Source organism: Nocardioides pini (assembly GCF_026712185.1).
Lineage (GTDB): Bacteria > Actinomycetota > Actinomycetes > Propionibacteriales > Nocardioidaceae > Nocardioides > Nocardioides pini.
On record NZ_JAPPUX010000002.1, the window covers coordinates 24,854 to 37,757 of the forward strand.

A 12,904-nucleotide genomic window follows, 5' to 3' on the forward strand; every position below is an offset into this window, starting at 1 on the left:
CATGCCGGCCGCGGACGACCTGTTCCGGCCGACCTCCGACGCCGCGTCCGCGCAGCCCGCGCCCGAGCCGCGCCAGCGCCGCGTGCGGGCCGTGGCCGACGATGCCGAGCCGGCCGGGCCCCGCAAGCCCAGCGGCCGGGTGCGGCACGACGAGAAGATGACGGTCTACGTCACCTCCGACGAGCTCCTCGACATCGAGCACGCCCGCCTGACGCTCCGGCGCGAGCACGGCCTCGCCGTCGACCGGGGTCGCCTGGTCCGCGAGGCGCTCGCGCTCGTGCTCGCCGACCTCGAGGCCCAGGGCGCCGACAGCGCGCTGGTGCAGCGGCTGCTCGACGAGTGAGCAGCCGCTCCGCTGCCCCGGACCCATCGGCCGGTGCCGCGCTCGAGCCGGGCAGCGAGGCCCCGGCGTTCGCCGTACGCCTGGACAACTTCGAGGGCCCCTTCGACCTCCTGCTGGGCCTGATCGCCAAGCACAAGCTCGACATCACCGAGGTCGCCCTCTCGCAGGTCACCGACGAGTTCATCGCCCACGTGAAGAACCTGGGCGACGCCTGGGACCTCGAGCAGACCACGTCGTTCCTGGTCGTCGCGGCGACCCTGCTCGACCTCAAGGCGGCCCGGCTGCTGCCGCAGGGCGACGTCGAGGACGAGGAGGACCTCGCGCTGCTCGAGGCGCGCGACCTGCTCTTCGCGCGGCTCATGCAGTACCGCGCGTTCAAGCAGGTGGCCTCGGTGCTCGACGAGCGGCTGGCCGCGGAGTCGCTGCGGCACGCGCGCGCGGTCGGGCTGGAGGAGCGGTTCGCCACCCTGCTGCCCGAGGTGCTGATCGGCATCGGGCTGGACGATTTCGCCCGGCTGGCGGCGAGGGCCATGGAGCCGAAGCCGGTGCTCGAGGTGTCGCTGCAGCACATCCACGCCGCCAAGGTGAGCGTGCGCGAGCAGGCCCACCTCGTCGTCGACCGGCTCCGTCGCAGCGGCACGATGACGTTCCGCGCGCTGTGCGGCGACTCCCCGGACCGGCTGACGACGGTGGCTCGCTTCCTCTCGCTGCTGGAGCTGTTCCGCGAGGGGGCGGTGTCGTTCGACCAGGTCACCCCGCTCGGGGAGCTCACCGTGCGCTGGACCGGCGCGGAGGACGGCGAGGTGGACATCCACGACGAGTTCGACGGCGCCCCGCCGGCGGACGATGATGCAGACATGCCGTCGGCAGCCGCCGACGAGCCCGAGGAGGACGAGTGAGCGAGCAGCCCGACAGCGCCCAGCCGGCCCCGGGTCCCGTCGAGGACGCCGGCACCGGGAGCGACACGCTCGACGTGCCGGTCGCGGAGCTGCGCCCGGCGCTCGAGGCCATCTTGATGGTCTCCGACGAGCCCCTGGGCACGGTGCGCCTGGCCTCGGTGGTGGGGCACCCGGTCGAGGAGGTCGAGTCCGCGCTCGAGGGCCTGGCGGCCGAGTACGCCGACCAGGGCCGCGGCTTCGAGCTGCGCTCGGTCGCCGGCGGGTGGCGGTTCTACTCACGCCCCGAGCTCGCAGGCGTCGTCGAGTCGTTCGTGCTGGAGGGCCAGCAGGCGCGCCTGACCCAGGCTGCCCTGGAGACCCTGTCGGTGGTCGCCTACAAGCAGCCCGTGTCGCGGGCACGGGTCTCGGCCATCCGCGGCGTCAACGTCGACGGCGTCATGCGCACGCTCCTGACGCGCGGGCTGGTCGAGGAGGCGGGCCAGGACGAGCAGAGCGGCGCCAACCTCTACCGCACCACCACCTACTTCCTCGAGCGCATCGGCATCACCTCGCTGGACGAGCTCCCCGAGCTCGCGCCCTACCTGCCCGACATGGACGACCTCGAGGACGAGCTGGCGAGCGTCGCCGGCCTCGACGCCCCCGCTGACCCCGAACCCCCGACCGAGCCCCCGACCGAGCCCCCGGCCGAGCCGGCCGAACGGCCCGCTGACGAGCCCGCGCCCGTCGACGTACCGCCCGCCCCCCAGCCCCGACCCGAGCCCCAGCGGCACGCCTCGCCGCACAGCGGCGACGGCACCGAGCCGGACGGCGGGACCGAGATCGCATGAGGACCGCATGAAGCCGCACGACGCCCCCGACAACGACCAGCCCGCCTCGCAGCGTCCCGACACCGACGAGGACGGCCTGATCCGTCTCCAGAAGCTGCTCGCCCAGTCGGGTGTCGCCAGTCGTCGCAAGTGCGAGGAGCTCATGCTCGACGGCCTCGTCGAGGTCGACGGCGAGGTCGTCACCCGGCTCGGCACCAAGGTCGACCCGCGAGCCGCCGTGATCCGGGTCGAGGGCAAGCGGCTCCCGCCGATCAGCGACAAGGTCTACCTCGTGCTCAACAAGCCGCGCGGCGTCGTCTCGACGATGTCCGACCCCGAGGGCCGGCGCACGATCGGCGACCTGGTCGCCGAGCGGCCCGAGCGGCTCTTCCACGTCGGCCGGCTCGACACCGACACCGAGGGACTGATCATCCTCACCAACGACGGCGACTTCGCCCAGCACCTCGCCCACCCCTCCCACGAGGTCGACAAGACCTATGTCGCGGAGGTCGACGGCGAGGTGCACGTCCGCACGGTCCGCGAGCTGCTCGCCGGCGTGACGCTCGAGGACGGCCCGGTCACGGTCACCCACGCCCGGGTGCTCGGCGGCGACCCGCGACGCGAGGGCAGCAAGCGCTCGATCGTCGAGCTCACCATCCACGAGGGCCGCAACCGCATCGTGCGGCGCCTGCTGGCGCACGTCGGCCACCCGGTCCGGCGGCTCACCCGCACCCAGATCGGGCCGGTCACCCTCGCGCGCCTGCGGTCGGGGGAGATGCGCGAGCTGACGGTCGCCGAGCTGGGTGAGCTGATGGACAGCGCCCGGCTCTGAGCACTGCGCCCGCAACCGCGGCGGCGGTTTCCGGCGTACGGTGACGGCATGGCCGCCGTGCACCCCGCGCTGGCGCCCTACGTCCGCTCGGTCGTGGCCTACGACGTCGCGTTCGCCGGACCGGGCGTCCACATCGGGATGCCGTCGACCGGCCTGACCTTCGTGCTCCCGCTCGACGAGCCGCTCACCGTGGCGTGGGACGGCGACCCCGCCAGCCGGACCGTCGGCTGGACGTCGGTCTCGGGCCTCCACACCACCGCCGCGGCCGTGCACCACGGTGACCACCAGCGGGGCATCCAGCTGAGCCTCACCCCGGCCGGCGCCCGCGCCGTGTGGGGCGTCCCGGCGAGCGCCCTCGCGGGCCGGCTCGTCGGTCTCGCCGACGTCGCCCCGGTACTCGCCGACCTCCCCGAGCGGCTGGCCGGGGAGGCCTCCTGGGAGGCCCGCCTCGAGGTGCTCCAGCACGCCCTCCTCGACGCCGTACGCCGTCACGAGGCGCCGTCGCTCCGGCCCGAGGTCGCCCGGGCGATGGCCCTCCTGACGCGGGGCGTGCCCGTGGCAGCGACGGCCGGCGACGTCGGCTACAGCAGACGACGCCTGGGCACGCTCGTCCACGACGAGGTGGGTGTCACCCCCAAGACCTTCCAGCGGCTCGCACGGTTCTCCCGGGCGCACGCCCGGCTGCGCCGGGCCGCGCTGGCGGGCGAGGTGTCGGTCGCCACCGTCGCCGCCGAGACCGGGTACGCCGACCAGGCGCACCTCGCCCGCGAGTGGACCGGTTTCGCCGGGTGCAGCCCCACCGAGTGGCTGCGCCGGGAGTTCCCGATCGTCCAAGCCACGGGGGAGCACCACGGGGCAGCCTGAGGTGACGGCCGGACCGACCGGCCGACCGGGGAGGGAACCCATGCTGGACAACGCCGAGAAGGCCGACCAGGTCGACGTCTCCACCACCACGCTGTGGCACACGTTCTCCGTGCGCGACGCCGACGCGATGTCGGCGTGGCTCGCAGCCATCGGCTTCACCGAGCACGCGACCTACCGCGACGAGCAGGACCCGAGCGTCGTCGTGCACGCCGAGTGGGCATGGCCGGGCGGCGGCGGGATCATGTTCGGCTCCGAGCGCCCCGGCGGCGTGCTCACCGGCACCGGCCCGGCGGCGGCGTACCTCGTCACCCCCGACCCCGACGCGGTCTTCGAGGCGGCGGTCGCCGCCGGTGCGACGGTGGTCCAGCCGATGGTCGACCAGGACTACGGCGGCCGTGGCGGCAGCGTGCAGGACCCGGAGGGCAACCACTGGTCGTTCGGGAGCTACCAGCCGGCGTGACCCGACTGACGAGACCGCGCCCGGTCGGGTCCGCGTGCTGGCCTAGGGTTCTCCCGTGGCAGTCAGGGCAGTGCGCGGGGCGACCCAGCTCGAGGAGGACACCCGCGAGCACATGTTGGACCGGGTCGCGGAGCTCGTCACCGACGTGATGGAGGCCAACGGCCTCGAGGTCGACGACTTCATCTCGATCATCTTCACCGCGACCAGCGACCTGGTCAGCGAGTTCCCGGCCTACGCCGCCCGCCAGCTGGGCTTCTCCGACGTGCCGCTGGTCTGCGCGCGCGAGCTGGAGATCGAGGGCTCGATGCCGCGCGTGGTCCGGCTGATGGCGCACGTGGAGACCGACCTGCCGCGCTCGGAGATCACCCACGCCTACCTGCACGGCGCGGCCAACCTGCGCCGCGACCTCACCCGGACCACCAGCCATGACTGACGACGACCTGCCGGCCCTGACCGGGCCCGTGGAGGTCGTCGGCGCCGGTCTGATCGGCACGTCGATCGCCCTCGTGTGCAGCCGGCTCGGCATCGAGGTCGTGCTCCGCGACACCTCCGAGGAGAACCTGCGCACCGCCCACGGGCTCGGCGCGGGGCGCGCCGCGACGCCGGACGACCGGCCGCAGCTGGTGGTGGTGGCCGTGCCGCCCGCCGCGGTCGGCGACGCCATCGTCGACGCCCTGGGGCGCACCGGTGCCGTCGTCACCGACGTCGGCAGCGTCAAGGCCGCGCCGTACGAGGAGGTGGCCGGCCGCGTGGCCGCGCACGACCTGGCCCGCTACGTCGGCTCGCACCCCATGGCCGGGAGCGAGCGCTCCGGTCCCCTCGCCGCCAGCGCCGCCCTCTTCGACGGCCGCCCGTGGGCGGTCACGCCGCACCCGCACGCGAGCCCCGACGCCGTACGCCTCGTGGAGGCCCTGGTGTTGGAGTGCGGCGCCGCGCCGCTGGTGATGGAGCCGGGGGAGCACGACCGGGCGGTCGCCCGCATCTCCCACCTGCCCCACCTCGCGGCCGTGCTCGTCGCGGGACGACTGGCGGCGGCTCCCGCCGAGCACCTCGCCCTGTCGGGCCAGGGCGTCCGCGACGTCACGCGTGTCGCGGCCAGCGACCCGGCGCTGTGGCAGCAGATCCTCGAGGCCAACTCCGAGGCCGTGCTCGACCTCCTGGCCGAGGTCCGCGCCGACCTCGACGCCCTGATGACCGCGGTCGCCTCCGACGCCGGCCCCGACCTCGTCGAGATCCTCACCCGCGGCAACGCGGGCACGGCTGCGATCCCCGGCAAGCACGGTGGACCCGCGCGGCCGACACGCTCGGTCTTCGTCGCGGTGCCCGACCACCCGGGCGAGCTCGCCCGCCTGTTCGGCGACGCCGGCGAGATCGGCGTGAACATCGAGGACGTGCACATCGACCACGACCCCGGGCGCCCGGTCGGCCTCACCGAGCTCGTCGTCGAGCGGGGCAGCGCCGAGCGGCTGCTCGCCGCTCTCGAATCCCGCGGCTGGACGACCCACCGGTAACCTTCTCGCCCGTGAGCACCGCCGACAGCACCGCGCAGACCGGGTCCCTCGTCATCGCCGTCGACGGCACGTCCGGGTCCGGGAAGTCGAGCACCTCACGCGGCGTGGCCGACCGGCTGGGCCTGCGCTACCTCGACACCGGGGCGATGTTCCGGGCCATGACCTGGTGGCTGCTGCGCGAGGGCATCGACGTCGGCGACACCGCGGCGGTGGCCGCGGCCGCCGGCCGGCCGGTCATCGAGTCCGGCACCGACCCGCTGGCGCCTACCATCACGGTCGACGGGATCGACGTCTCGGTCGAGATCCGTGGCGACGACGTCAACGCCGCCGTGAGCCCGGTCAGCGCCGTGCCGGAGGTGCGCGCGCGCCTGCTCGACCTCCAGCGCGAGGCCATCGGGAGCGGCGGGATCGTCGTCGAGGGCCGCGACATCGGGTCGGTCGTGTGGCCCCAGGCGGAGGTCAAGGTCTACCTCAGCGCCGACCCCGACGCCCGCGCGCAGCGTCGTACGGCCGAGCAGGGCGGCACCGACGTCGCCAGCACCCAGCAGTCCCTCCTCGAGCGGGACCGGATCGACTCCGGCCGGGCCACCGCGCCGCTGACGATGGCCGAGGGCGCGGTCCACGTCGACAGCACGCACCTGAGCCTCGCCGAGGTCATCGACCGGATCGTCGAGCTGGCGCAGGAACGGCGAGCGTGACCCGGGCGGACCTGCCTGCCAGCGCCGACGAGCACCCCCCGACCCGGCTGCTGCACCTCTTGCGGCCCGCCGCCGCACGGCTGGTCCGCACCCGGTGGCCCGTGGGCGTGCACCACGGCGAGCGCGTGCCCGCGTCCGGCGGGGTGATCCTGGCGAGCAACCACATCGGGATCGTCGACGGGCCGTTCCTCGCGATCTTCTCGCCCCGGCCCGTCCACGCGCTGACCAAGCAGGAGATGTTCGAGGGCCGGCTCGGGCGGTTCCTGCGCGCGTCCGGGCAGATCCCGCTCGACCGGTTCCACGCCGACCCGGGGGCGATCCGGTCGTGCCTGCGCGTGCTGCGGGACGGGGGAGTGGCCGGCATCTTCCCCGAGGGCACCCGCGGTGACGGCGAGCTGCACCGCTTCCACCACGGCGCCGCCTACCTCGCCCTCGTCACCGGCGCCCCGGTCGTGCCCGTCACGATGATCGGCACCCGGCAGCGCGGGGGCGGGCGCAACGCGGTCCCGGCGCGCGGTGATGCCGTCGACCTGGTCTTCGGGCGGCCGTGGCGGACGACACAGCAGCCCTGGCCCCGCACCCGGGAACACGTGGCCGCCACGTCGGTGTTGCTCCGGGGGCACCTGCTGTCCGAGCTGGCCTCCGCGCTCGCCGAGACGCGCCGATCCTTGCCCGGGCCGCTTCCTGCGGGACAATCCGAGGACGACCCCGACACCGGGCTCGTCGAGCCATCCAGAGAGCTGTGATCACCCATGACTGAGCACGACGCCGGCGTCCAGGCCGCGTCCACCGACGAGCCGACCGGCCCCACCCCGGTCCTGGCGGTCGTCGGTCGACCCAACGTGGGCAAGTCCACCCTCGTCAACCGCATCATCGGCCGCCGCGAGGCCGTCGTCGAGGACCGCCCGGGCGTGACCCGTGACCGCGTCTCCTACGACGCCAACTGGAACGGCCGCGCCTTCACCGTCGTCGACACCGGCGGCTGGGACCCCGACGCCCGCGGTCTGGCCGAGCGGATCGCCGGCCAGGCCGAGGTGGCCGTCTCGCTGGCCGACGCGGTGCTGTTCGTCGTCGACGCGACCGTCGGGATCACCGACGCCGACGAGGCCGTCGTACGCATCCTTCGCAGGTCGGGCAAGCCGGTCGTGCTCGCCGCCAACAAGGTCGACGACCAGCGCACCGAGGCCGAGGCCTACGGCCTGTGGAACCTCGGCCTCGGCGAGCCGTTCGCGGTCTCCGCCCTGCACGGACGCGGGTCCGGCGACATGCTCGACGCGATCCTCGCGGCGCTGCCGGAGACGCCGGAGGAGTCCTTCGAGGAGGTCGGCGGCCCGCGCCGCATCGCGATCGTCGGCAAGCCCAACGTCGGCAAGTCGTCGCTGCTCAACATGCTGGCCAAGGAGGACCGGGTCGTCGTCGACAACGCCGCCGGCACCACGGTCGACCCCGTCGACGAGCTGATCCAGCTCGGTGACCGCACCTGGCGCTTCATCGACACCGCGGGCATCCGCAAGCGCGTCAACCAGGCGTCGGGCCACGAGTACTACGCCTCGCTGCGCACCACCACGGCGATCGACCGCGCCGAGGTGGCGGTGCTGGTGCTCGACGCCAGCGAGACGGTCTCCGAGCAGGACATGCGGATCATCCAGACGATCCGCGACGCCGGCCGTGCCATGGTCATCGCCTTCAACAAGTGGGACCTCGTCGACGAGGAGCGCCGCTACTACCTCGAGCGGGAGATCGAGCGCGACCTCGTCCAGCTGAAGTGGGCGCCGCGCATCAACTTCACCGCCCGCACCGGCTGGCACGTCGACCGCCTCGTCCCGGCGATCGACAAGGCGCTCGAGGGCTGGGAGACCCGCATCGGCACCGGCGCGCTCAACACCTTCCTCGGTCGCCTGGTCGCCGAGCACCCGCACCCGGTGCGCAGCGGCAAGCAGCCGAGGATCCTGTTCGCCACCCAGCCGTCGACGGCCCCGCCGACCTTCGTGCTCTTCACCAGCGGCAAGCTCGACGCGGCCTACGAGCGGTTCATCGAGCGGCGCCTGCGCGAGGAGTTCGGCTTCGTCGGCACGCCCATCGTGATCCAGCAGAAGCCGCGGGAGAAGCGCAAGCGCTGACCCACGCGCGCGTCAGGGGTCGAGCCCCTGGTCGCGCAGCCAGTCCATCGGGTCGACCGGGCTGCCACCCGCCGGACGGACCTCGAGGTGGAGGTGCGGGCCGGTGGAGTTGCCGGTGGTGCCCACGCTGCCGATCACGTCCGTGATGCCGACCTGCTGCCCGGCGACGACGGACGTGTCGGTCTGGTGGCAGTACCAGACCTCCGTGCCGTCGGGGAGCGTGAGGATCGTGCGCATGCCGTACGGACCGGCGTACGCCACCTCGGTGACGACGGCGTCGGCGAGCGCGACCAGAGGCTCCCCGGCGTACGCGCTGAAGTCCTGGCCGCCGTGCTCGGCCTCCCACAGCGGGCCGGTCAGCCCGAAGCCGGCCGAGAGGTCGTACGACGCCAGCGGCAGGACGGCGCTCACCGCCTCCGGGTCGCCGTGGTAGCCGTAGCGCGCCAGGACGGCGCGGTAGCCGATCAGCGCCCGGTCACGGGCGTCGGCGGCCCGGTTGAGGCTCATCAGCGACTGCTGACGCTCGGCGAGCTGCTCGGCCAGGGCAGCGGCCTCGGCGGCGGCCTCCGCCTCCCCGACGTCCTCGCGCACGACCGCCTCGGGCGCGGCATGGGCGGCGGGCGCGACGAGACCGAGCCCGACGATCGCCGCGATCGCGGCGACCACCGGGCCGAGGCGCGGCACAGCTCGCATCAGGAAACCCCCAGAGGTAGACGACCCATGGTCGGACCGCGGTGGCTCGCGCTTGTCGGGTTCGGCGACAAATGGCTCACTCGGACTAGGGCCGCGCCCCTCAGGTGGGTCGATTCCATGACCACGGAGACCCTGCGGTAGTGTTCCCCTCGCTCCGAAGGCCTCGCGCCGGGAGCACTCGGGCTGTGGCGCAGCTTGGTAGCGCACTTGACTGGGGGTCAAGGGGTCGCAGGTTCAAATCCTGTCAGCCCGACCGAGAGAACCGGCTCTGACCAGCGGAAACGCTGAGTCAGAGCCGGTTCGTCATTTGAACCAAAACGGCCTATTCACCACTTATTCGCCAAGTATCCGGCCGGTGCCGGGATCAGGTGAGGCGGCCAACTCGTCGAGGACATGTGCGACATCGGCAGCGATCGCTGGCTTGGAGATGTAGAACTCGCGTGTGATGGCGGGGGAGGAGTGGCCGAGTTGCTGCGAGGCGGTCTCGGCATCGACCCGCTCGGCGATGAGGGTCGCCACCGTCTTGCGGAACGTATGAGGCGTGACCCATTCGAGGCCGGTGTCCTTGCGCACCTGTCGCCAGCGGCGCTCGACGTTGTTGACCTGTTGCCAGGTGCCATTGCGTGTTGGGAACACTGGGGCGTTCGGGTCCCCGGGCGCTGAAGCACGACGGCGCTCGAGGACTGCGATGGCGAAACCCGGTAGGACGACTGTCCGCACGCTGGCGTCCGACTTCGGGCTGGCCTTTCGGTAGGTGCCCTTGCCGGCCTCGGTCTTGATCGTGCCCTTGATGGTGAGACTCGGGCGCGTGGCGTTGAGTTCGACGTCGGCCCAGCGCACGGCAAGGACCTCACCGATCCGAGCGCCGGTGGCCAGCATCAGGTCGATGATGTCGGCCAAGTCGCTTGATGCCTTCGGCCCGGGCCGTTCTTTGGCCGCCCACGCCCGGAGGGCTTCGCGGACACCGACGAGGTCGGCGAGCGTCAACGATCGAGGTTCCGACCTCTGGCGGTGGACACGTGATGTCTGCTGAACGAGGTTCACGGTCAAGGCGTCGTGGCGGACAGCTAGGCCCAGCATCGCGCTCAGCACCACCTTCGCCTTGCGCTGACGGCTGGTACTGATCGACCGGAGCCGGACGAGGAAGACGTCGAGGCGGCTCGTGGTCAGCTCACGAAGGCGCAAGCCGCCCAGCTCGGGGAGCACCACGTTGGCGAGGACGCGCTCGTACTCGTTGACCGTCGTGGCCTCGATGCGACCTTCTTCGCGCAGGAAGGCGAGCCAGTGGGCAGCCAGCTTCGTCATCGTGGTGTCGGCGGTGATGCCTTGTTGCGTCGGTGCGCGGCGATCCACGAGCTTCTGCCGCAGAGCACGCTCCGCCGCGGCGCCGGTCGTCCCAGTGGCGGTCACCTGACGCGTCACGCCGTCCGTGTCCCTGACCCGGGTCCGCGAGCGATAGGCCCCCTCACGGACGCGGGAGGTGCGGATCGCGCCCCACGTCCCGACTGCGGTCGGCGGTCGTCCCCGTCCCATGCCGTCAGCCCGCGCGACGCGGCCCGCTGGCTCGGGACAGCGATACCCCGTCACCTGCCCGCTGCTGGGCCATCGCTGCCACGTCGTCGATCGTCTCGAGGTGCTCGGCCACCCAGGCGTCCAGGTCGGACCGGCGGTAGCGAAGGCACCCGCCGACTTTCACCGCCCGCGGGCCGAAACCGACGCGCCGGGTCCGCCAGGTGTAGAGCGTTGCCTTCGAAATCGTGAGGTAGGCGGCCGCCTGGTCGATGGTGAGGATGTCGCCTTCCATGCTGGTCTCGGACGTGCTGCTCATCATGTGCTCCTTCGTCGTGACAAGGACAGGATTGCCCTCTTCACAGAAGGTGTGCGCCAGCAACCACTGCGCCTGTGGAGAAGGCGGACCACAGAGGAGTTATGGAATGGGTCGGCGAGGGCCTTGCATCTGCGCGTCGATGGGATCGCCGGCACCTCTAGTCGAATCGGCGGGTACTGGCCATCCGGAGGTGCGACGTGGCTGCGACACCACAGCACGCGCCACAGCCCGGCTGTGCGGAACGATCGTCTTCCAGCCCAGTCGGGTGGCCGATTAGCGGCGGAATGGGTCACCTCAACGCCTGAGCGGATAGCGACAGACGCGGGCGGCGGCCTGGCTAGACCGCGCTCCCGATTCCGCCGTTCGTGTTCGATCGCAAGAAAGAGGACGCGGCTGCTTCGGACGACTCTGTAGCCGCGGCGGCGCGAGGTCTGTCCCCCCGGCTAGGGACAATGAATGCATACACCTGGCTCAGGCACGCGGGCTCCAGCCCGACGTGGCGATACGCCACTCGCCGTCGACCTTCTTCCAGGCCTGCCACACGGCGAACTCGCGACCGGTGCCGGTGTAGTTCTCCTTGCGCGTCTTCACATAGACCCACGTGTTGGGCAAACCCTTGGCGACGCCGTCGGAGGGGACCCAGGCGACCTTGCGGGTGATTTCGTAGCGAGCACGGCCGGTGCCGCCCTCGACGATGTCGGTGGCGAGCATGAAGTGACCGCCGATGCGTCCGGCCTCTTCGACGCGCTTGTTCAGCTTGCCCGGGACCTTGCTGAGGTCGTGGTCGTACTTGGAGTTGATGCCGTCGACCCAGAGCATCGCCTTCTCGATTTTGGCGTACAGCTGCGGCGTGACCTTCCGCCTCAGGGCGTCGAGCTCGCCGGCCTTGATCTGGTGGCTGCCGACCCAGCGGTCCTCGCGCATCACGTGCTCAGTGAGGAACGCGTCGGCCTTCGTGCCCAGCTTCTTGGCCAGGGCCTTGTTGAGTCCCGGTCCGGGCTGGACGTCCCAGGAGACGATCCCGCCGAGGGAGTCGCGGGTGCCGACCTTGTACTTGCCCCTCTTGTCCTTGGCCCCCTCTATCAGCGCCGGGGACTCGACCGGGGTCTCGATGGCCTGCGACGGGCTGCCCTCGGCGCTGGCCTCCGCGGTAGGGCTGGCCTTGGTGTCGGACTCGGAGGTACCCGAGGCGCAGCTGGTCAAGGTGAGGGTGGCGGCAGCGAGCATCGCTGCGACGGTGCGGGAAGTCATCGAGATCCTTGTGTCAGGAAGGTGGCGGGCGACATGGCGCCGCTGGGGCCGAAATCGGTCAGCATTCGAATCCTTCCCCGTCCCGGACTCGCACCGCAGCAAAATCGGGACTTCGCTTGCGAGCCGTCCTAACCTTCAGTCCCCTGCGGCCGCGGGGTCGATCGTGCCGTCCTCGCCGGAGAGCACGATGCAGGGAACGGTCACGCCGGTGACCGCTCGCGCAAATGGGGTGAATCATGGGGCGCCATCAAGCGGCGCAGTGACGCTGAGGAGGGGTGGTCAGCTGACACCAGCCCCAAGCTGGCCGAGTGGCGAACCGTGTCATGCAGCCGAAGGCTGCAGCTTCGCATGGCGCCACAGCTCAGATGTCACCTAGCTCAGTCTCAGGCGGGCCACCAATTGGCACACTTTGGGTCAGGACTTGGAGATCAGCGCCTTGGCGATCATGGCAGATCGGTATGTATGGCGATACATGACCAGGACCCTTTTTGACGTGTCACAAGCCTTGTAGGAGAGCGTGAAGGTGTGAGTTGTAGAGCGCCAGGACCGTGATCTGGAGACACCGAACGTGCGCTCGACCTTCGATCGGGGCATGCCGA

At 71.8% G+C, this 12,904-nt stretch carries 15 protein-coding genes and 1 tRNA gene; 12 read left to right on the forward strand and 4 right to left on the reverse strand.

The window, feature by feature from the left end; all coding sequences use genetic code 11:
- Position 1 precedes the first annotated feature (1 nt).
- From NYO98_RS06380 to der, 11 genes are read left to right on the forward strand one after another with little or no spacing between them, the layout of a single operon-like run.
- Positions 2-343 (forward strand): hypothetical protein, encoded by a 342-nt coding sequence (locus NYO98_RS06380; protein WP_407673891.1) that lies wholly within the window; start codon positions 2-4, stop codon positions 341-343.
- Positions 340-1,242: a segregation and condensation protein A gene (locus tag NYO98_RS06385; RefSeq protein ID WP_407673866.1), complete on the forward strand. Its 903-nt coding sequence runs from the start codon at positions 340-342 to the stop codon at positions 1,240-1,242. The genes NYO98_RS06380 and NYO98_RS06385 overlap by 4 nt, the downstream gene beginning before the upstream one ends.
- Positions 1,239-2,069 (forward strand): SMC-Scp complex subunit ScpB, encoded by an 831-nt coding sequence (scpB, locus tag NYO98_RS06390; RefSeq protein ID WP_268110719.1) that lies wholly within the window; start codon positions 1,239-1,241, stop codon positions 2,067-2,069. Before NYO98_RS06385 ends, scpB begins: the two co-directional genes overlap by 4 nt.
- A gap of 7 nt (positions 2,070-2,076) precedes the next feature.
- Complete coding sequence (locus NYO98_RS06395) at positions 2,077-2,880, forward strand: pseudouridine synthase (protein ID WP_268110720.1); 804 nt, start codon at positions 2,077-2,079, stop codon at positions 2,878-2,880.
- 48 nt (positions 2,881-2,928) lie between these two features.
- Positions 2,929-3,744 carry a helix-turn-helix domain-containing protein gene (locus NYO98_RS06400; RefSeq protein WP_268110721.1) on the forward strand — a complete coding sequence of 272 codons (816 nt, stop codon included), beginning with the start codon at positions 2,929-2,931 and terminating at the stop codon, positions 3,742-3,744.
- A 40-nt stretch (positions 3,745-3,784) separates the two neighbouring features.
- Positions 3,785-4,204, forward strand: a complete 420-nt coding sequence (locus NYO98_RS06405; protein ID WP_268110722.1) for a VOC family protein — start codon at positions 3,785-3,787, stop codon at positions 4,202-4,204.
- 55 nt (positions 4,205-4,259) lie between these two features.
- A complete protein-coding gene (aroH, locus tag NYO98_RS06410) occupies positions 4,260-4,637 on the forward strand; it encodes a chorismate mutase (protein ID WP_268110723.1) in 378 nt (125 codons plus the stop codon).
- Positions 4,630-5,715, forward strand: a complete 1,086-nt coding sequence (locus tag NYO98_RS06415; RefSeq protein WP_268110724.1) for a prephenate dehydrogenase — start codon at positions 4,630-4,632, stop codon at positions 5,713-5,715. Before aroH ends, NYO98_RS06415 begins: the two co-directional genes overlap by 8 nt.
- 11 nt (positions 5,716-5,726) lie before the next feature.
- Complete coding sequence (gene cmk, locus NYO98_RS06420) at positions 5,727-6,413, forward strand: (d)CMP kinase (RefSeq protein WP_268110725.1); 687 nt, start codon at positions 5,727-5,729, stop codon at positions 6,411-6,413.
- Positions 6,410-7,159: a lysophospholipid acyltransferase family protein gene (locus NYO98_RS06425; protein WP_268110726.1), complete on the forward strand. Its 750-nt coding sequence runs from the start codon at positions 6,410-6,412 to the stop codon at positions 7,157-7,159. The genes cmk and NYO98_RS06425 overlap by 4 nt, the downstream gene beginning before the upstream one ends.
- Positions 7,160-7,165: 6 nt before the next feature.
- Complete coding sequence (der, locus tag NYO98_RS06430) at positions 7,166-8,533, forward strand: ribosome biogenesis GTPase Der (protein ID WP_268110728.1); 1,368 nt, start codon at positions 7,166-7,168, stop codon at positions 8,531-8,533.
- Positions 8,534-8,545: 12 nt separating this feature from the next.
- On the opposite strand, the gene NYO98_RS06435 is transcribed toward der, so the two are convergent.
- Positions 8,546-9,226 carry a M23 family metallopeptidase gene (locus tag NYO98_RS06435; RefSeq protein ID WP_268110729.1) on the reverse strand — a complete coding sequence of 227 codons (681 nt, stop codon included), beginning with the start codon at positions 9,224-9,226 and terminating at the stop codon, positions 8,546-8,548.
- A 179-nt stretch (positions 9,227-9,405) separates the two neighbouring features.
- Between NYO98_RS06435 and NYO98_RS06440 the strand changes: the two genes are divergently transcribed.
- Positions 9,406-9,479: transfer RNA gene (locus NYO98_RS06440), tRNA-Pro, on the forward strand.
- 80 nt (positions 9,480-9,559) lie between these two features.
- Here NYO98_RS06440 and NYO98_RS06445 read toward each other — a convergent pair.
- From NYO98_RS06445 to NYO98_RS06455, 3 genes are all read right to left on the reverse strand, one after another.
- The gene (locus tag NYO98_RS06445) at positions 9,560-10,648 is read right to left on the reverse strand and encodes a tyrosine-type recombinase/integrase (protein WP_268110730.1); all 1,089 of its coding nucleotides are present in this window, start codon (positions 10,646-10,648) and stop codon (positions 9,560-9,562) included.
- A gap of 115 nt (positions 10,649-10,763) precedes the next feature.
- The gene (locus tag NYO98_RS06450) at positions 10,764-11,117 is read right to left on the reverse strand and encodes a helix-turn-helix transcriptional regulator (RefSeq protein ID WP_268110731.1); all 354 of its coding nucleotides are present in this window, start codon (positions 11,115-11,117) and stop codon (positions 10,764-10,766) included.
- Between the two features lie 408 nt (positions 11,118-11,525).
- Positions 11,526-12,305 carry a hypothetical protein gene (locus NYO98_RS06455; RefSeq protein WP_268110732.1) on the reverse strand — a complete coding sequence of 260 codons (780 nt, stop codon included), beginning with the start codon at positions 12,303-12,305 and terminating at the stop codon, positions 11,526-11,528.
- Positions 12,306-12,904: the final 599 nt, after the last annotated feature.

Excerpts from the sequence above, each read along its gene's own strand:
- NYO98_RS06380 (WP_407673891.1), top strand. The coding sequence starts at position 2 with ATGCCGGCCGCGGACGACCTGTTCCGGCCGACCTCCGACGCCGCGTCC.
- NYO98_RS06395 (WP_268110720.1), top strand. The coding sequence starts at position 2,077 with ATGAAGCCGCACGACGCCCCCGACAACGACCAGCCCGCCTCGCAGCGT.
- NYO98_RS06400 (WP_268110721.1), top strand. The coding sequence starts at position 2,929 with ATGGCCGCCGTGCACCCCGCGCTGGCGCCCTACGTCCGCTCGGTCGTG.
- NYO98_RS06405 (WP_268110722.1), top strand. The coding sequence starts at position 3,785 with ATGCTGGACAACGCCGAGAAGGCCGACCAGGTCGACGTCTCCACCACC.
- NYO98_RS06415 (WP_268110724.1), top strand. The coding sequence starts at position 4,630 with ATGACTGACGACGACCTGCCGGCCCTGACCGGGCCCGTGGAGGTCGTC.
- der (WP_268110728.1), top strand. The coding sequence starts at position 7,166 with ATGACTGAGCACGACGCCGGCGTCCAGGCCGCGTCCACCGACGAGCCG.
- NYO98_RS06435 (WP_268110729.1), bottom strand. The coding sequence starts at position 9,226 with ATGCGAGCTGTGCCGCGCCTCGGCCCGGTGGTCGCCGCGATCGCGGCG.
- NYO98_RS06455 (WP_268110732.1), bottom strand. The coding sequence starts at position 12,305 with ATGACTTCCCGCACCGTCGCAGCGATGCTCGCTGCCGCCACCCTCACC.